We start from the raw sequence: 18,945 nt of genomic DNA on the forward strand, positions 1-18,945 counted from the left end.
CACCCCGTCTTCCGGTTCAGAAGAACTGAACAGTTGAGACAGGATTGGTAGTACTCAGAAGAAGTCAGATCGGTTATGCTTTGTGTCATGAATTTTTCCACAAAAAATGGAGGGGATAGTGGGCAGTCATGCATGGATCATAGTAAGCATCATCTTAAAGGGGACAGTGGCATGGACTGCATGAGGAATATTAGCAGGAAGAATGATCATATCACCAGATACAACCTGGAAGTTCTCACCGGCGAGGGTTACTTCGGCACTGCCTTCAAGAACCTGAAGCACAGCATCGAAGGGAGCTGTGTGCTCTGAAAGACCCGATCCTGCTGCAAACGCGAACATGGTGGTTGTTCCCTGGGGGGTATATGTTATCATCCGGCTCACGACGCTTCCATCCTGGTAACTGACCAGTTCTGTCGGTTTGAGTATCCTCCCCTTCATGTCCTGTGGTTCTTCTCCCATACCGAGAGATCAGACAGCGAAACTATTTTACCTCTCCGATCAGGAGGCTGAGAGAACCTGGTGCCAAGGACCAGTTTAAATTGGGCTCACTACCAATAGTGATGGTACGAATGTCTGGAGAGCAGAACCGTCCTCATGTTGTACTCGTCTCTGAGGTGACTGTTGACGGAAAATTAACCGTGACCCGTGGTGCCTCATCCAAGCTTCTTATGCAGTTTATGTCACATGAGGCTGAGGTCCTGCTCCACCGAATCAGGGCTGATTCTGATGCAATCATGGTCGGGTCAAATACCATACGGATCGACAACTCATTCCTGACCGTGAGGCATGTCCAGGGAAAGAACCCGATTCGGGTAATCCCCTCCTCACGTGCAGATATATCACCCGATGCCAACGTGCTTTCACCAGACTCACCAACCATCATAGCGGTCAGCAAGCAGGCTGATGAGGAAAAGATTGCAGTACTCAGAGAGAAAGGGGCAATCATCGAGATTACAGGAGAAGAAAAGGTCGATCTCGCTCTATTACTGACCCGTCTCTCATCAGTCTATGGGGTCAGGCAACTGATGATCGAGGGGGGTTCAACATTGAACGGGCAGATGTTCTCTCTTGGTCTTATTGATGAGATAGTTCTCATCCACCTTCCGTTCATTGCAGGAGGTACTGATACACCCTCACTAGTCGGCGGGCTTCCAACACGATCTGTGGACGACCTTATCAGGCTTGAACTGAAGAAAAATTATCTGGCCGGCGAGAACCTGATCACTGAATATTCAGTTCGCCGGACCTGAATTGTGTGTTGTGGAGATCTGATCAGATCATTCTGATTGGATCTGTCTTCATGATCTCACGGAGCAGGGTGGTTGCATACTGACCTGGCTGAAGTGAGAACGAGAATATCATCCTGTTTTCATCCTTTTTAATATCAATATCCGAATTGATCAGGATTGACCTTGGTGCACCAGAGAATCTGGTCTCCAGAAATGTTGATGCAGTCCCGAACATTTCACTGGTGATTCCTTCCTCCTCCATCAGCCAGGCCATGTTCCGATCATCGGGCCCGGCAGCTTCAACAGGTTCAGAACCATGCATGAAGATTGCGAGCCGGCACCTATCCCGCTTCACCTGCATGGCTGCCATCCTGGCCGTCCCTGCAGTGACAATGTCAGAGCGGCCATCCGGATACACAATCCGATCCCCTTCTCTCGGATCGTCAAGACCCCTTCCCTCCTCGATCCTCATGCTCAGGGCACGGTTGAAGAGCCAGGACTGAACTGCACTTACAAACATGGATCTGAGAGTTCTTGGGAAGGCATGAAAAGCACCTGCAAAATCCCCGGGCCTGCTCACCAGATGGTGAAGCAACGACCGTTCAAGTGAGAGACGGACCGGGATTCTGTGAAGAGATTCTTTGGCATCACCAGTCTCGGCATAGTATCTCCGTCCCTCGGCATACTCTCCGCTCTCTCCTGTGGAAGGAGTGCTCACAAAAGTTTTGACAGCATCCTCGTATGAACCACGAAGGATGTCAAGCCCGGTAAGGTGGGTGACCGGCCGCTGAACACCAAACCGCTGGTACCCAAAGTAATTTGGGACTCCTCCTGATAGTCCTGTTAGAATATCCTGCGGATCTGAATCAGGTTTCAGCAGTTCAAAATCAGCAAGTGATATCTGAAACTGGTTCCCTTTGAGATCGCCGAGCGAGATCTGATGTTCAGACGCACCGACCGGTTCAATGGTCATGTCAGGGATCACAAGAGCCTGGATGACAGCAGGGTCAGCCTTATAGATAGAGATATACTGGGTGGTAACCGCTCGTTTGTCCTTGGTTCCGGCAAACCCGATCCTCTGGTGGCTCATCCCGAGCCGCCCTGCGATCTCCTTGATCGCACGCTGCTGATCCCAGTTCTTCTTGGTCAGCCTGCAGATCAGGTACGGACCAGTCCCGGATGGTACAGGGGTTTCTGCAATCTCCTCGACCAAAAAATCTTCAGGTTCTGCCTTGAGGCGCCCTCCAATACCATCCTGATCTGATATGTACCAGGAAAGGCCTAACGTATGGTCAATGGGAAACGGACTTTTTCTCATAAAAGAGTAAGATTTCCCGTTATTTTATCAAGTTCTTCGCTCTTTGCCGGGCCAAGCCCGAGGGCAGTGATCGTGCCGGGAGGAATCTCGGTCATTCCTGCATCCTGGATCAGAGCTGCCGAAATACCTGCAGCCTCAGCGATGCTTTTCATCTCGAAGAGGGTACGCTCATCGTTGGCCTTCAGCACTACCTTCTTCTGACCTTCGTTCATCCATGCTTTCTTTGAGGAGGCATCCGCTTTCTCATAAGCTACGATTGCAGCATGACCGGCCTGGGCACACTTCTTCCCACAACTCATCTTCACATCATTTCTGATGATAATACACTGCTTCCACCTGAACTCGGGTTCCCGGACCATATCCTAACCCATTAGGTCTTCCTGACCATAATGATGCAGGAAGTTCAGAGGATTCATAGGTCAGAGCATCAGATACTGAGGCAGTATGGACCGGAATTATGATGTCGTGGTGGTTGGCGCAGGACCGGCAGGCTCAGCTGCGGCAGAGTCGTGTGCAAAGGCCGGTCTCAGTGTCCTGCTCATAGAAGAGCAGGCACACATCGGTGTTCCGGTTCAGTGTGCAGGTCTGCTCTCATGCTCAGCATTTGATGAATGCAGGGTCAGCACCCGTTCGGTCCTGAACACCGTATCAGGAGCAATGGTTACTACCGAGAATGCGACGCTCTCCTTTGATGCCGGGAAGACGAAAGCATACGTGGTTGACAGGGCCCTTCTCGACCAGGAGATGGGATATGCAGCAGCTGATGCCGGTGCAGAGATCCAGCTCAAGACACTGGCATATGCTTTGGATCATCATCGGCACCGGCTCCAGGTAAGAGGGCAACGGGGACTGGAAGAGATCAGATACCGGGTACTGATAGCAGCAGACGGACCAAGAGCGACAATAGGCAGGATGGCTGGATTACCCCGTGCTCTGGTGTACCTCTCGGGGCTGCAGTGCGACCTTGCCTATGAAACTGATCAGAATAAAGTTGCAATTTATCCAAACGCATCACCGGAATTTTTTGGTTGGGTGATTCCTATAGGAGACGGGCGTGCCAGGGTAGGAATGTGCGGTATAACCAATGTCAGGGAGAAGTTTGAACGGTTCTTATCAGGGTTCGGATCACAACACGTTCAGTTCGTAAGCGGAACAATACCACTTGGAACCCTGAAAAACACCGTTGCAGAAGGTATCATGGTAGCCGGTGACGCTGCAGCGATGGCAAAACCGACCTCTGGTGGTGGGGTATACACAGGGATCAGGGCTGCCCGTCATGCTGCGGCTGTGGCTACACTCGCCTGTGATGTAGAACGAACAGATCCTGCATTCCTCTCTGCTTATGAGAGTAGATGGCGGGGTGACATCGGAAAAGAATTGAAGATTGGATATGCAGCGTTCAAATACAGACAACAGATAACCCAGACTGAGATGGAGCAGATCATCTCGGTGATGAGCAGCCCTGACATCAGGGATCTGATTGTTCAGAAAGGAGATATGGACAGGCCAGGAAGACTGCTCCAGTCCCTTCTCCTGCATCCCTCAATGTACAGAGCTGGAGGAATTTTTCTCAGGTCAGCTATCAGATCAATTATCAGGTAAACAGGTTTATTGGGCAGCCGGAAGGAGAAGTGATCATGGCTGCATCTCAAAGCAGATTTGGACGTGGTTTTTTCATCAACATCTCCCACATCGTGACAAAATTCTCCCTTCCTCCAGACCGGGCATGGATGGGAGCACAGGATTACTTTTCAGATCTCATAATCCCTGCGCAATTTAAAGGAACCGAGATCGAAGAGCTCGTTGGCATACTCAGACAGCAGATTATGTGGCATCAGGCCGGCAGCCCGATGGATAAGGAACAGCATGCTGAGGTGAAAAGGACGTTAAACCGCCTGCTCATTGCACTGGATCGAAAGATGGGAATACCGGATCCAGATGTCGGAAGATATCACGAGTAATTCTGTAAAAAACGATTATTGTAACAAAATTAAAATCCGATAACTCCCCTGAAGAAATTAATTGCTGCCCCCAGGTAATCACCCTGGGACATCTGGATACCCTGCAGGGCATTGAAGATATCAGAATTGTGAGGATCCTTCTCGAGTGCTTTGCTAAATGCATCTGCAGCTTCTTTCTTCTCTCCGTACATTGAATGGATCTCCCCTTTCTGCATATATGCCCGTCCATTATTCGGATTTATTTTCAGGCCCTCATCGATCAGGTTCATTGCGGTCAGGTAATCACCAAGTTTTCCGTCTGCATACCCGAGCGAAGCGATGACATCCGAATCATCTGGCAGAAGTTCTCTTGCCCGGGTGTATGCATCCTGGGCACTCTTGTACTCTTCAATCTTCAGGGCTGTGTAGCCTTTCCTCCGCCATGCCTCACCGGGGTCAGAATTTATCGTCATCACCTGATCGTAGACATCGAGGGTGTCCTTGTACCTCTTAAGTTTATACTCGATGACTGTCACCCGGTCCCATTCACCGGTGAACCTGACATTTGAGGCTACCGACTGGTAATACGCCTCAACCGGCTCCATGTTCTGGGTGATCCTGGTATTTTTTATTCCCTGATAGTACCAGAGATCGTTCTTCTGCATCGTGGTAAAGCCGCCATCATAGGAGTAGAAAGCGTCTTTGTAATCCTGTTGTGCAAAATACGCATCACCGGCAACAAACCACTGGGGAACATTGGTCATCTGGATCTTTTTTGCCGCAGATGCAGCAATGATCGCCCCGTTGTAATCTTTCTTATCCAGGAGCAGGTATCCCTTGTTGGCAAAGAATGAAGCCTGTTCAGGATCAACAGCAACCGCTTTATTAATTGCTTCAATCCCCTTTTCAGTCTCATTCATATAGCGGTAGGTAACCCCCAGATTATTCCATGCTGTGGCATAATCCGGTTTCATTGTGGTTGCCTTCAGAAATGCATTTACAGCATCAGGATACTTCCCGCTCCTGGAGTAGGCGACACCTTGCACATTGTACTCGTTAGGATCGCCGGGCGCTAGTGCTACAGCTTTGCCAAACGCCTCTACCGCTTTTGCCTGATCTCCAAGATTCCCCCACGACGTTCCGATGATATGCCAGGCAAAAGAACAACTAGAATTAACTGAAAGAAGGATCTCAGATGCGTTTATCGCTTCGGAATACTTTTCTGCGTTGTAAAAAATTAGTGCCCTGTACATAAGAGCGGTCTGGTTCTTTGGATCCTGGGCTAAAACCAGATCATTCTCCTTCACCAGGTCATCAGTACTGACTGTATTATTCTGCATGACAGATGAATTTACATCTGCTGCAGACCAGTGTGGCATAAACAGGAGTATGATTAGCAAGAGTACAGGCAGGAGCGACCGCATTCAAAGACCTCCGAGTCAACCAGCCGGGGGGATGGTATGCATCTGTTCGGCGTATTATCCAAAAAAGATATGGGAATGTATCCCTGGTTACTGGCTCTTGTGCCCGGTGCAGGGGTTGATGTCCTTGCCTAGACAGCCGACTGCATCAGCACGGCACCGCTGGCAGTGCGACATCTGTTTCACGTACGGTTTGCACTGTTCCTGCATCGCAAGTTTTTCTTCCAGGGTCGGAGGATTGATGTGTGCAAATTTAGCCTGTGAAATGAGCGGGATGATATTGTGGATGTATACACCCATGGAACTGATCTTCTTTGCAATCTCAAGGATCTGTGAATCATTGATCCCGGGAATGTACACCGTATTTACCTTGACGAGCATCTTGCGCTCTACAGCTAGGCGGATACCCTCGATCTGTTTGCTGATGAGAAGTTCACCCATCTCCCTGCCTGAGTCATACCGCTTCCCTTGGTAGTTTATGAACTGATAGATCTCTGCTGCAACATCAGGATCCAGGGCGTTCATAGTAACGGTGACATTGGTAACCCCATACTTTTCGAGAAGATCGATCTTGTCAGGGAGCAAAAGTCCGTTTGTACTGACACAGAGGATCAGATCAGGAAATTTCTCATGGATCAGCCTGAATGTCTCAAAGGTTGCATCATTGAAGAGGGGATCTCCAGGTCCTGCAATTCCGACTACCTTGATGTACGGATGTTCGGCGATGATATCAGTGATCTTCTGAAGTGCCTGTTCAGGATTGAGTATCTCGCTGGTAACCCCGGGCCTGCTCTCGTTCACACAGTCAAACTTCCGGACACAATAGTTACACTGGATATTGCATTTGGGAGCGACCGGGAGATGTGCTCTCCCAAAGGTGTGACTGGCCTTCTCACTATAGCAGGGGTGCTCCTGAATCTTCCGCATCTGGTCAGGATCCCATTTTACGATGGTGCCGTCAACCTCTGCTTCCCGGTATGATTCATCAGGCATACGTATCTCTTACGTCTGACGTTCAGCTATTTATGATGCGGCATCCAGGAAACTCAGAACTATTCGGTTTTCCAAAGAGATACAAGGGGAAATCAGGAGATATCTGACCCGGGTTTCAGGCTGCAGAGTTTGTCCTCACCATACAGGGGAAGAGTCTGCTCACGGCCCCATCGTGTAAGAATCATCAGAATCATCTCTTCCCTGCTTATCTCCATCAACCCGGCTGCTGCATCAAGGGTTTCAAGAAGCGGGAATGGAACCGGTACATTCACCGGAATGCTTTTTTCAGGTTCGTGCTCTACTCCCCTGCCAGGTGAATGATCATCAGCCATCATTGTTCACCATGGTAAACACAGGTTTATGAGTTCTCCTGTTCTATCACCATCATATGACAGAAACAAAAGTCTCAGAGATCGATGATCGTGAGTGGGAGCATGCAGTAGAGAGAAACAGCGAACCGGTTCTTGTGATGTTCTTCAGCCCGACCTGCAGGCACTGCACCCAGATGGAGCCGCATGTTGAGGAACTGGCACGAGAGTTTTCATCATCAGTCAGGTTCTTCAGGCTGAATATCCTTACGTCCGGCTGGATCGCCGAGCGGTATGGCGTCATGGCAACCCCGACATTTATCTACTTCTGCGGTGGTAAGCCAATCCAGACAAGAGTTGGTGCAGTCTTCCCTACAATGCTGAAAAAAATGGTTGAGGAGATGGTGCAAAACGGTGACGAGTGCCGTCTGCGGTCTACCGAAATAGAATACGAAATTAGTGGTTATGGGTGATCAGGAGTTTCATTCTCCTGATCACCTGATATTGTAACAGATATCTCGGTCTCATCCTCTGCAGTCGTCTGGACAGGTGTCTCGATATCCCTGACCAGCCAGGTCAGCTCGAGAACACCGTTGTAAAATGTCCGGTTGCAAGAGGACTCAATCACGGGAGGAAGAACGGCCGAACTGCGATACCGGGTGGTTCCGTCATACCCAATTATGTGGAGGGTATTGTCCTGAAACGCTATGCTGACGTGTTCATTTGCAAGACCTTTCATCTCGCATGTTGCCATCACTCTGCCGTCCCACTCGGTAACCTCGATCTCGGGATGCTCAACATCCCGTCCCGGACCCCCTCCGCCAAATCCTCCGGGAAAGCCGGGGGGCATTCCACCTGCAAGGATGATGTTGACACCGATAACACCAGGGCGGATCTGCCCTGTGCCCAGTGTCTGGCCAAGGACCTTCTTCAGTAGTTCCTCGATATTCTTAAACTCTTCCGGTGGGGTATCACTCATGATTGTGGCGCTCTCCTACTTAGGTGGGGTTGTATCTCTTATCAAGTTCCTGTGTCTGCTTTTCTATGCTGGTAAAGTCTTTTATTGTTCCTCCATAGACCTTCGCCTTGAGATCCTTGATCTCATCCTCCGGGATTCCACGGTTTTCTGAAGAGGCAATGATGAATGCCGCCTTCACCAGGATCTTTTTCTGATCCTGGTTATAGAGGATCTGCCAGGATTCGCGGGTATATCGTTCACGGGCAGTGTCATCTAGTGAACCTTTCACCCGACCGAATGCCTCATCGAAGTGTCGGCTGGTGATCCTGACATTTGCTACCGCTTCTTCGAGTTCACGATCAGTTCTTCCTGCCATCAGTGCTATGAACTCGCGCATGGCTGCAAGCTTGGCCTCACGGATCAGGGCTTCGATGTCGGCACCAACATACCCCTCGGTCTTCTCAACCAACTGATCGATGGTGACATCAGCGGTGAGAAGTGTCCCTGCATCCTTCAGGTACACCTCGAAGATCTGTCTTCTCCCTTCTTTGTCCGGTGGGGGAACAAAGATGTGGCGCTCAAGCCTGCCCGGTCTCATCAGTGCATCGTCCAACATGTCAGGTCTGTTGGTTGCCGCAATGATGGTCACGTTCTTGAGTTCTTCCATCCCATCCATCTCGGTCAGGATCTGCGATACCACACTCTCGGTCACATGAGTAGCATCAGAGTAACTTCCCCGCTTCGGCACGAGCGAGTCGATCTCATCAAAGAAGATGATAGACGGTGCAGCCTGTCTCGCTTTGCGGAAGACCTCTCTGATCCCCTTCTCTGACTCACCAACCCACTTGGAGATCAGTTCAGGCCCTTTCACAGAGATGAAGTTACATTCACTTTCATGTGCAACTGCTTTCACCATCTGGGTCTTCCCGGTACCGGGCGGACCGAAGAGCAGAATTCCTTTGGGTGTCTTGGTCTGCAGGTGACTGAAGATCTGCGGGTACCTGAGCGGCCACTCGACCGCCTCTTTCAGATCTTTCTTGACCTCTTCAAGACCACCGACCTGACTCCATGATACATCAGGTATCTCTATGAGCACCTCACGCATGGCTGACGGTTCCACGTGGGAGAGGGCAGCCTGGAAATCTCCCAGGGTTACCCGGATGGACGCAATGAGGCTCTTGTCGATCTTTCCCTCTTTCAGATCTTTCGGAGGAACCTTCTCGAGACCTTTACGAAGGGCATGCATTGCAGCCTCTTTCACAGTCAGGCTGATGTCAGCACCGACAAACCCATGGGTCTGATTTGCAAACGGCTGAAGGAAGAGCCGTCTCTTGATCTGGTTCTCAACCTCCTCTTTCTGTGCCTTTACGTCACTGAGCCTTCGTTCAATCTCTTCCCCTTCGGCTCCCTTCTCATTTTGACTCTCTTCATCTGAAGATCGTCTTGCTTCAAGGCTTGTAATATCTTCGTCAAGCCGGGAGATCTGCAATTTTTCATCGCGGGTCAGTTGATCTTCGCTGATAGTTACACCGGCGAGGTCAAGGGGCACACGTTGGGAATGGATCTGGAAGATCGCCATCCTTCCTGACACATCAGGAATTCCGATCTCGATCTCACGATCGAACCGGCCTCCCCGCCGCAATGCAGGGTCCAGGTTGTCAGGCAGGTTAGTTGCTGCTATCACAATGACCCTGCCCCGGCTCTTGAGCCCATCCATCAGGGCCAGGAGTTGGGCAACGATACGACGTTCAACCTCCCCTTTCGTATCCTCTCGCTTGGGTGCTATCGAGTCTATCTCATCAATGAAGATGATCGAAGGAGCATGCTTCTCTGCTTCTTCAAAGACCTCACGAAGTTTTCCTTCACTCTCCCCGTAATATTTGTTCATGATCTCGGGGCCTGAGAGAGTGATGAAGTGGGCATTCACCTCGTTTGCTACGGCTTTGGCGATCAGGGTTTTCCCGGTACCTGGCGGCCCGTAGAGGAGAACTCCTTTAGGCGGTTCGATACCGAGATGGTTGAAGAGATCGGGATTTCGCAGGGGAAGCTCGATCATCTCACGCACAAGCGAGAGTTCACGCCCGAGTCCACCGATGTCCTCGTAATGGATATCTGGAATATACTTCTCTTTCTCTCCTCCTTCACCGGACTGTGCTGCCGTTGATCCTGCCCTGCCGGATGAGGGAGATGCCTGTTTCCCTCCCCGTATCACAGAAAATCGGGTATTTGGTGTAGAGATGGTGGCACCTTCAGGATCGGTAGAGGTGATCCTGACTACCGCATAGGTGGTCGGAGAACTCCAGATCGAACCACCAAAGGAACGTGACCTGAAGAGATCATCAAATGGATCACGTTCAGCACTTTCCACCGGAATCGCTATATCTTTCCCTGTGAAGAGCAGATTTTCCTTGAGTTTTTCGGCAAGGAACTGTTCCAGTTCTCGTATGTCTAGGCCCTGGACATCCTGAATGATCTGAAACTCGGCCTTTTTTGCCTCCCTGGGTTCTGCCTTTCTGATGACAGCCTGCTCGCGAATGCCAACACCTGCTCTCCGCCTGATGTTCCCATCGATATAGATCACGTCAGCCCATGGGGAACTTGCCGGGGAGACGAGGGCATACGTCTTGTAAGCCCCCTCAATCTCAATCACATCACCACGGGAGAGTCCCAGTTTCTCCATTGTATCCCAGGATATCCGGGCAATGTCTTTTCCCTTGTCCTGCACCGGTGCTTCCTGAACAATTAGTGTAATGTCACGAGTTGTAGACATGTGATAATCCTCTTTGTAAGATTCACCTTAAGTTACTCCTCAATAGTATATAAAAATAATTGAGACGCTGAAATTATTTTGGTACACAATATTCAGAATAAGCCAATAAAAGATGCATAATGCTAACAAATTGATATTTGATTAATATCGGAAGATATATTAATAGAAATTTCAATTCGGGTGAACTCAAAAAGATTCACATCAGCCACATGAAAAAAAATCTGGGCTGAGTTACTGCTCTGCCCGGACCTGTTTGAGAAAGAGATCCAGATCCCGGGTCAGATCAGCAATCCTGACAAAATTTTTCTCCTGCCAGAAGGTGATATCCCGGAGTTCAGAGACCATGGACCCGATACCTTCAGGTAACGGTGCAAGGAGGTTTATCTTATCAGCATGATTCACAGCAACTGCTGCCCTCATCAGGATATCACGTTGTGATCTCGGGTAGAGGAGCTCCCATGCTCCGATCTCAAATCCTTCAAGGGTCTTGCTCCCAAGAGTTCCTTTCACCGCCTCAAGGGCACGAGTGATCTGATCCTCCTGAATCCTGATCTGATACTGTTCTGCTGATTCTGCATCGAGTGAGAAGATCTCTTCAAGGACGATCAGTTTGAGTTCCCTGACAAAGGCCTGGATATCTGCACCAACAAAGTACTGCATACGACCAGCCAGATCCTGAAGGCTGATTGAAGGATCGAGCAGTTCTCTGATATCACCAAGATAGAGCGAGAGGATTGACTCACGGGCCAGAACATCGGGTGCAGGGATGTAGATGTGCTTCTCTATCCTGCCAGGCCTGAGGATGGCCGGATCCAGCATGTCAGGTCGGTTCGTTGCTGCAACCACAATGACGTCCTTCAGTTCCTCAATCCCATCCATCTCGGTGAGAATCTGTGAAAGCACACTCTCTCCCACCCTAGAGGTCCCGGACTGCTGCCCACGCTTCTGAACAAGGGCGTCGATCTCGTCGAAAAAGATGATGGCCGGGGCAGACTGCCGAGCCTTTCTGAACGCCTCACGGACTTGTTTTTCAGAGTCTCCAACCCATTTGGAGAGGAGTTCGGGCCCTTTGATCGCGATGAAGTTCATCCTGGACTTTGCTGCAATCGCTTTTGCAAGCAGGGTTTTTCCGGTCCCTGGAGGACCGAAGAGCAGGATTCCTTTCGGAGGTTTTATCTTCAGTTTTTCAAACGCTTCCTTTCGTTTGATCGGCCATTCGATCACCTTCTCGATCTCGTATTTTACCCTGTCAAGGCCTGCCACCATCTCCCAGGGGACTTCCGGGACCTCGATATACAGTTCCCTCATCGCAGAGGGCTCAACCGATTTACGTGCCTCGATGAAATCACGGTCAGAGATGACGAGGTTGTCGATCACCTCGGGAGGAACCTCCTGCCCTTCCTTCATCTGGACCATGATTCCACGAAGAGCATGCATCGCAGCCTCCTTACAGTGAAGGGCGATATCGGCACCGACAAATCCATAACTCAGTTCGGCATATGACTCGAGATCAACATCTGGTGCGAGTGGCATATTCCTGGTATGGACGTGGTAGATCTCAAGCCTCCCTGCCCGATCAGGGATACCGATCTCGATCTCCCTGTCAAACCTTCCTCCCCGCCGGAGAGCAGGATCTATGGCATCCGGGATGTTCGTGGCTGCAATAACAACCACCTGGCCCCTGGATGCAAGCCCGTCCATCATGGTAAGCAACTGGGCCGTCACCCGGCGTTCAACCTCACCGGATGTTTCCTGCCGCTTGGGCGCAATCGAGTCTATCTCGTCGATAAATATGATAGATGGCGCTTTTTCCCGTGCAGAGTCAAATATCTCACGGATCTTCTTCTCAGAGTCACCGTAGTATTTGCTCATCACTTCCGGGCCGGATAACGGGACAAAATGGGCGTCGACCTCACTTGCGACAGCTTTTGCAAGGAGAGTCTTACCAGTCCCGGGCGGGCCGTAAAGAAGCACACCCTTGGGTGGATCGATCCCGAGCCGTTCAAAGACCTTCGGGTACCGGAGCGGGATCTCGATCATCTCCCTTATCAGACTGATCTCACGAGACAGTCCGCCGATATCCTCGTAGTGAATGACCGACTCTTCGTGCCTGACCTCTTCGGTCTGGTATGGAACATCGTGAAGGATGACTTCGGTAGAGAAGGTCACTACCCCGACACCTTTCGGCTCAAGCCTGGAGACAATGAAGTTTACTGTGTTGCCGATAAGGTCTATCCTGACGGTCTGTCCCTCAAGAACAGGCCGACCCCGGAGTTTTTTAGCGAGCAGGATCTCCGGGTTGTTGAGGGTGACGCCGGTCACCGGCTGGAGCACAACCTTATGAAGATCATGGGCCAGAACCCGTTTTACCAGTACCTTGTCATCGATACCGCACCCGGCATTGCTGCGTATCTCCCCATCTATCGCGATCTCGCTCCTGCCATGACCGGTATTCTGCGTGCTCCAGGCAGCGGCCACCGCACGTTTTCCTCCCAGGAGTTCGACAAACTCACCATTCACGATCCCGAGTGCACGCATCACTGCCTGGTGGAGCCGTGCTATCCCTTTTCCAGCATCTTCCTCGGCAGCACGCTTGACTTCAAGCCTGATTCCTCCACTCTGGTTCATGACATACCCTGCCCCCTGTGAATAATCTCGTCCTCGGTCACGATGACCTCCATGCTGATATCGTTTGCATCAGTAGGGAGCAGAGGCTCTTCCTGGCATGAGTAGGCAAGCCCGATGGTCCGAATATGCCTGTTTTCTGAGAGAAATCGGTCATAATACCCTGCTCCATATCCAAGCCGTGCACCTGACCGGTCAAACCCGAGCATCGGGATAATGGCTGACGTCACATCAGCGGGATTTGCAGGGATCTCTGAACCGATAGGCTCTGGCACATGAAACGTACTTGAGACAAGGCAGGAGGGATCCTGCAGGTACGAAAGGCGAAGACTTACATCCTCTTTCTGAATAATCGGAACAATGACCGGAATATCCTGATCCAGAAGATACGAGATGATTCGGGAGGTCTCAACTTCAGGATCCTTGGCACAGTAGACAAGTACCTCTTCGCCGGGGATGATGACCTCTTTGAGGCATTCACAGATCTTCAGGCTCTTCTCCACCCGTTCCGGTTCTGACAATGCCCACCTACGTTCCCGGAGAATATTCCTGAGTACTTCTTTACTGATTGGTATGGTTTTACCCCCTGCCGGGACTGTAGTATTCATATTGCGAAATAAATGAAAATTTAGAACGTCAGGTTTTCTCTGCCGTAGGTAATGATGCGATATCAGATTAAAAAAACTTAGAGGTTTGCACGAAAGACAACACCTATAATGGGCAACCAGATATCAGAAAAAATGGGTTTTGAATGGGATTACTCAGCCTGCAACCAGTCATAGAGAAACGCTGCTGCTACCGCACCCAGGATAGGACCGACCAGGTAGATAGGAAAGGTACCAAAATGATTGGTTCCACCCAGAATAAGATCACCAAGATACGGCCCGAAGGTTCGTGCTGGGTTGAGTGAAGAACCGGCAATATTGCCCGTAGTGGTGATAACACCACCAACAGTCAGACCAATGGCGAGTCCGGCAAATCCTGCCGGTGCCTGCCTGTCCACGGCGACACCCATGATGACCAGCATCAGGATGAATGTCCCGATGAATTCCGCGAGGACTGCCTGTCCCATACTGATACCTGGGAACGGAGCAGTTGCACCAAGACCACCGATGGTGACTGCGTCCATTCCGGCAGAAGCTGCAAAGAGAAAACTTCCGATTGCAGCACCAATTAACTGGGCAACGATGTACGCACCACAGTCTTGTGATGGGAACCGCTTGGTTGCCCAGAGAGCGATGGTCACAGCCGGGTTAATGTGTGCACCGGATATCCGTCCAGTAGCGTAGATAACTGCAGCAATAACGAATGCAAATGCAAGCCCGATGGCAAGCCAGTCGCCAAGACCCCCGAGAGCACCTATCCCGATGTTAAACGAGGAGGTTGGCTTCGTTCCCTGGCTGATCATCAGGGTGATCGCTGCTGCTCCTGCACCGAAATACACCAGCAGGGCTGTTCCTATTCCTTCGGCAACCGATCTCTTGAGGAGTGATACCATCGGTGTCACTCCTCTCTGACTGCTTCAGCACAGTCCCTACAGAGAATCCTGGGCAGGGTTTTCTTCATCTTCTGTGCAGGGAATGGATATCCACCTTCCCAGACAGCACGCTCCTCACGGATTACATGATCCATGCAGAGCCCCATTCCACAGATGATGCAGATACCAACCGCCTCGGTTGTCTTCCCCTGTTTTGCGCAGACATAACATTTCATGTTCATCAACCTATACCGCTTCGCGGTACTGGCAGTATTCGTGTCTGAAGTCTGCACAGGATGCAGAAGCACAGTTCTTACAGATCCGTGCAGGGGCAGCGGGGATCTCTTTCTTCAAAGCAATGACATTGGTCATTAAGGTGGCAGTGATAGGTTCGCTCGTAAGCAGACAGGGGTAATCAGCAAGTCTCATCAGGGCAGAGAGACGGACCGTGATGGCACAGGCTGGATAGGCATACCACTGTGGGTTGTTGAGGATCTCGTGTGTATACAACGGTGTGAGATCTATCGGAAGACCGGAGACAGTCGGTTTCAGATCCTTTCCTGAACCGTTTCTGATCTTACGTGCACGGTCAAGTATTCCCCATCCCCGGTAGATCATGTCCATGAAGTCGCAATTGTGCAGTTCTGCTGCAGCTCCTCTCGTCGGGTTGAGCTGGACATAGTTGTGGTAACGTTTTGTGAGCAGGTCTACGATCATAAGTGCGTTGAACCCGTCCATCTCAAGAATATACTCAACAGCAGCTGCACTCGCACCGGTCGCTACCGAGACCAGCTGCTCAGGGGTCTTGAACTTGCCAACCGACGCCATCAGGCTGTTCTCAATAACATCAGTGACAGCCTCGATGATCCCCATCACCATGTCATCCTTGCACATGTTGAAGGTGGACTGGGAGATATGGTGGGCAACATCGCCGACGCAGTACGCCGGAATCGTCACGATGTTAGCGTAGTGAACCTTGTCGGCGATTGCGGCCAGGACAAAGGGCTCCATCTTGACCCTGTACTCCTGCATGTACTTCCTGCAGTCAAACGAGTTCTGGCCCAGGGAGTCCATGAGTTCTGCCTGTGCAGACACAGGATTTGTGTAGATCGAGGCGAGCATCTCGATCTCCTTCTTTGTTGCTGCGGTAAGGGTTTCACCTGACTCAACAGCATGTGCAAACACGTCACCAATTCCGTAACTGGTGTTCATCCCCCATGATTTTGCAGCAAGGATGGCCTTCTTGTGGTCATCGGGAATCTTAGTTGCTTTGAGGATCTGATTTACAACATTGCTGGTACTTCCAGGTATCAGAGCAAAGTCAACTACACAAGTAGGACCATAAAATCCTGCATACCGTCTTGCTGACTCAAGGCCGATGATCGCCTCGCTCTTATTAATCTGCTTGACAAACTCGGCCATGCTCTTCTTGAATGCCGGGTCTTTGTCACAGAGGATCTCAAGGATCACCGGGGTCTGGTAATGCTCAACAAAGGGGTCGTCTTCCGGGCGGACCGTCTTGGTAAGTTTGGAGAGGATAGTATAGTGTGAATTTACCGACTCTTTGTGGAGATCGATAACGGCCTTGCTCTGCCCTTCACCTGCCTTCATCCCGGAAACTGCATCGAGGTACGGCTTTGCGTCAGCCATCGAGAATTTAGTTCCGCGTTTCTTTTGTACTGTAGAGACGTCAGCCCGCTGTGCTGCCATCGCTTCCCGGATCATCTTCTCATATAATTCCTTCATGCTGGATCACTCCGCAGGAGTACCCCTGATAAAGGCTCTCTCCCAGACTGGACCACAGGAGAACATAGCCCCTTATGTCGGGCTGGCCGTATAGCAATGAATCAAAATTCATTCGCCTGCAGGCCCGGACCCGGACGGTGCAGGTACCCGCTGTCAGTTGACCAGTTATGCCTGCAGGCATATAAGGTTAAGCAGGAATTGCGGGTACATGAGAAGAAAAGGAGAATCAGCCCCAGATTGCAAGGTATGCTGAAAAAACAATCCAGGAGAATGCAGCAGTCAGCGGGATAGTGATAACCCATGCGGTTACAATCCGCCTGACAACACCCCAGTTGACAGACGAACTCCCCTGAGTTGCACCGACTCCCATGATACACCCGCTAATGGCGTGGGTGCTTGAGACTGGAACTCCGAAAAGGGTGACCAGGAGGAGGACGATTCCACCGCCGGTTTCTGCGCAGAATCCCTGATATGGGCGGAGATGAGTGATGCGTTTTGCCATAGTCTGAACGATCTTCCAACCGCCGGTGAGAGTGCCCAGTGATATTGCTGCGCTTGAGAGGAGAATCACCCAGAGGGGCACAGAAAAGTCGGTCAGCACCCCGGCTGTCACCAGCATGGCGGTGATGATACCCATGGCATGCTGTGCATCGTTGCTGCCATGACCGATACTATAGAATGCTGATGATATGATCTGCAACTTGTTGAAGATATGATTCATCATTCTGTGATCTTTGTTTCTGCAGATCCTGATCACAAGACAGCCGAGCAAAAATGCCAGTGCCAGCCCGAGAGACGGGGATATCACGATGAAAAGGACGATACTGATAATTCCGGAAATCGGGAGGAGGTGAAGGGCGATGCAGAGTGGGATCATAAACACAAACCCAAAGTATCCACCAAGTCCTGCATACATCTTCAGGTTCTCCTCCTGGTTCAACCGTGCAAGAAGTGTCAGAATAACTGCACCTGCGATGATTCCGGCGATTCCGTACCAGACTAGTCCTTCAAGGATCTGAAGAGTAGGGAGAATCACAACCGAATACCCACCATAGGCCACGGCTGCCCCGATGAGCCCGCCGATCATGGCATGGGTGGATGATATGGGAATACCGATGTACGCAGTAAAGTAGATCCAGAACGAGGCAACCAGAATCCCAATAATAATCACCTCAAGAGTCAGCCATCCAGGGACAATGATCCCTTTTCCGATCGTCTTTGCAATGGCGGTTGTGAAGAAGAGCGGACCTATAAGGTTGAAGAAGGCTGCAAGAGCCACTGCCTGAACTGGCGTGAGAACCCTGGTTGCAACAATTGTAGATATTGAGTTTGCAGCGTCGTGCAGCCCGTTCAAAAAGTTAAAGAGGAGTGCCACGGCGATGCCGATGATGAGGATTGGCTCCATCTGAATCACGAGTGACGGATGCTGATATCAGAGAGGACGTTTGTGACATCTTCGCATTTATCTGTCGCTGTCTCCAGGCATTCGTAGATATCTTTGAGTTTGATCATCATCACCGGGTCATTGCCCATGAAGAGATGTTTGATTGATTTGGAGAGGAGATCATCGGCAAGGTTCTCAAGTCGGTTGACCTCGATTCCGCATGAGTCCAGTTTTGGCAGATCCTTGGTCGATCTGATCAATTTGACTCCGTTCTCAAGTTGAATAACCGAGAGGCGTATCAGTTGTGCGAAGTCCTGCATGTAATTGTCGAACTCAAGGACGCCGTAATTGATCATCTTCTCTGCAGAATCGTCTATATAGTCCAGAATGTCGTCCAGTGCTGAGGCAAGACGCGAGATCTCCAGAGGATCGAGCGGCGTGATGAATGTCCGGTTCAGGTTCTCATATATCTCGTGTGTGATCTGGTCACCCTGATGCTCGAGTTCTTTAATCTTCTTAAAGGCGATATCCCGATCCTGCTGGTTGTTCACCATCGACTCGAGTTCTTCGGCGGATATGACGACAATACGGGCTAAACGCTCGAAGAGGTCAAAAAACACCTTATCTTGAGGTATGAGCCACTCTTTGATCCCCACGGTATCGCAATAAATGTCTTCTGATATGCTAAATATGCTCCGTTCTGTTTGTCAGATGATAGAGACCAGTGCCGGACCCTGGTAACGATTGCAAACCAACCGGACATTATCGGCTACCAA

General features: G+C 50.6%; 19 protein-coding genes. 4 read left to right on the plus strand and 15 right to left on the minus strand.

Translation table 11 applies throughout. The features are described from left to right. Window positions 1-126: 126 nt before the first annotated feature. Complete coding sequence (locus ACHZA2_RS01320) at window positions 127-459, minus strand: cupin domain-containing protein (protein ID WP_319578192.1); 333 nt, start codon at window positions 457-459, stop codon at window positions 127-129. A 110-nt stretch (window positions 460-569) separates the two neighbouring features. Between ACHZA2_RS01320 and ACHZA2_RS01325 the strand changes: the two genes are divergently transcribed. After that, window positions 570-1,250 carry a dihydrofolate reductase family protein gene (locus ACHZA2_RS01325; protein WP_319580928.1) on the plus strand — a complete coding sequence of 227 codons (681 nt, stop codon included), beginning with the start codon at window positions 570-572 and terminating at the stop codon, window positions 1,248-1,250. Window positions 1,251-1,272: 22 nt separating this feature from the next. Here the strand turns inward: ACHZA2_RS01325 and truD are convergent, their stop codons facing one another. Continuing rightward, window positions 1,273-2,547, minus strand: a complete 1,275-nt coding sequence (gene truD / locus ACHZA2_RS01330) for a tRNA pseudouridine(13) synthase TruD (protein ID WP_319540575.1) — start codon at window positions 2,545-2,547, stop codon at window positions 1,273-1,275. Further along, window positions 2,544-2,906 (minus strand): peptidyl-tRNA hydrolase Pth2, encoded by a 363-nt coding sequence (pth2, locus tag ACHZA2_RS01335; RefSeq protein ID WP_319540574.1) that lies wholly within the window; start codon window positions 2,904-2,906, stop codon window positions 2,544-2,546. The genes truD and pth2 overlap by 4 nt, the downstream gene beginning before the upstream one ends. Before the next feature lie 85 nt (window positions 2,907-2,991). Here pth2 and ACHZA2_RS01340 point away from each other — a divergent pair, with 85 nt between their 5' ends. After that, entirely contained in the window at window positions 2,992-4,149 is a 1,158-nt protein-coding gene (locus tag ACHZA2_RS01340) for an NAD(P)/FAD-dependent oxidoreductase (protein ID WP_319578193.1), read from the plus strand. Window positions 4,150-4,184: 35 nt separating this feature from the next. Further along, on the plus strand, window positions 4,185-4,508 hold the full coding sequence (locus tag ACHZA2_RS01345) for a hypothetical protein (RefSeq protein ID WP_319578194.1): 324 nt from the start codon (window positions 4,185-4,187) through the stop codon (window positions 4,506-4,508). A 29-nt stretch (window positions 4,509-4,537) separates the two neighbouring features. Here the strand turns inward: ACHZA2_RS01345 and ACHZA2_RS01350 are convergent, their stop codons facing one another. From ACHZA2_RS01350 to ACHZA2_RS01360, 3 genes are all read right to left on the minus strand, one after another. Further along, window positions 4,538-5,827 (minus strand): tetratricopeptide repeat protein, encoded by a 1,290-nt coding sequence (locus ACHZA2_RS01350; protein ID WP_319578195.1) that lies wholly within the window; start codon window positions 5,825-5,827, stop codon window positions 4,538-4,540. Window positions 5,828-5,998: 171 nt separating this feature from the next. After that, window positions 5,999-6,901, minus strand: coding sequence for a nitrogenase cofactor biosynthesis protein NifB (gene nifB, locus ACHZA2_RS01355; protein WP_319578196.1), 903 nt, complete (start codon window positions 6,899-6,901; stop codon window positions 5,999-6,001). Window positions 6,902-6,993: 92 nt separating this feature from the next. Continuing rightward, window positions 6,994-7,236 carry a hypothetical protein gene (locus ACHZA2_RS01360; protein WP_319578197.1) on the minus strand — a complete coding sequence of 81 codons (243 nt, stop codon included), beginning with the start codon at window positions 7,234-7,236 and terminating at the stop codon, window positions 6,994-6,996. A gap of 53 nt (window positions 7,237-7,289) precedes the next feature. Here ACHZA2_RS01360 and ACHZA2_RS01365 point away from each other — a divergent pair, with 53 nt between their 5' ends. After that, window positions 7,290-7,682, plus strand: a complete 393-nt coding sequence (locus tag ACHZA2_RS01365; protein ID WP_319578198.1) for a thioredoxin family protein — start codon at window positions 7,290-7,292, stop codon at window positions 7,680-7,682. Here the strand turns inward: ACHZA2_RS01365 and ACHZA2_RS01370 are convergent. The 9 genes from ACHZA2_RS01370 to ACHZA2_RS01410 form a co-directional block, all read right to left on the minus strand. Continuing rightward, window positions 7,673-8,188 (minus strand): Hsp20/alpha crystallin family protein, encoded by a 516-nt coding sequence (locus ACHZA2_RS01370; RefSeq protein ID WP_319578199.1) that lies wholly within the window; start codon window positions 8,186-8,188, stop codon window positions 7,673-7,675. The genes ACHZA2_RS01365 and ACHZA2_RS01370 overlap by 10 nt on opposite strands. A 19-nt stretch (window positions 8,189-8,207) precedes the next feature. Then, entirely contained in the window at window positions 8,208-10,937 is a 2,730-nt protein-coding gene (locus ACHZA2_RS01375) for a CDC48 family AAA ATPase (protein WP_319578200.1), read from the minus strand. A 231-nt stretch (window positions 10,938-11,168) separates the two neighbouring features. Continuing rightward, window positions 11,169-13,565 (minus strand): CDC48 family AAA ATPase, encoded by a 2,397-nt coding sequence (locus ACHZA2_RS01380; protein WP_319578201.1) that lies wholly within the window; start codon window positions 13,563-13,565, stop codon window positions 11,169-11,171. Next, window positions 13,562-14,170: a 5-formyltetrahydrofolate cyclo-ligase gene (locus ACHZA2_RS01385; RefSeq protein ID WP_319578202.1), complete on the minus strand. Its 609-nt coding sequence runs from the start codon at window positions 14,168-14,170 to the stop codon at window positions 13,562-13,564. The genes ACHZA2_RS01380 and ACHZA2_RS01385 overlap by 4 nt, the downstream gene beginning before the upstream one ends. A gap of 149 nt (window positions 14,171-14,319) precedes the next feature. Further along, on the minus strand, window positions 14,320-15,060 hold the full coding sequence (locus tag ACHZA2_RS01390; protein ID WP_319578203.1) for an MIP/aquaporin family protein: 741 nt from the start codon (window positions 15,058-15,060) through the stop codon (window positions 14,320-14,322). 5 nt (window positions 15,061-15,065) lie between these two features. Further along, window positions 15,066-15,275 carry a DUF2180 family protein gene (locus ACHZA2_RS01395; protein ID WP_319580929.1) on the minus strand — a complete coding sequence of 70 codons (210 nt, stop codon included), beginning with the start codon at window positions 15,273-15,275 and terminating at the stop codon, window positions 15,066-15,068. A gap of 10 nt (window positions 15,276-15,285) precedes the next feature. Beyond that, entirely contained in the window at window positions 15,286-16,785 is a 1,500-nt protein-coding gene (locus ACHZA2_RS01400) for a DUF2193 domain-containing protein (RefSeq protein ID WP_319578204.1), read from the minus strand. A 226-nt stretch (window positions 16,786-17,011) separates the two neighbouring features. Then, window positions 17,012-18,190 carry an inorganic phosphate transporter gene (locus ACHZA2_RS01405; protein WP_319578205.1) on the minus strand — a complete coding sequence of 393 codons (1,179 nt, stop codon included), beginning with the start codon at window positions 18,188-18,190 and terminating at the stop codon, window positions 17,012-17,014. A 5-nt stretch (window positions 18,191-18,195) separates the two neighbouring features. Then, window positions 18,196-18,825, minus strand: coding sequence for a DUF47 family protein (locus ACHZA2_RS01410; protein WP_319578206.1), 630 nt, complete (start codon window positions 18,823-18,825; stop codon window positions 18,196-18,198). Window positions 18,826-18,945 lie beyond the last annotated feature (120 nt).

It is taken from the genome of uncultured Methanospirillum sp. (assembly GCF_963668415.2).
Classification (GTDB): Archaea; Halobacteriota; Methanomicrobia; order Methanomicrobiales; family Methanospirillaceae; genus Methanospirillum.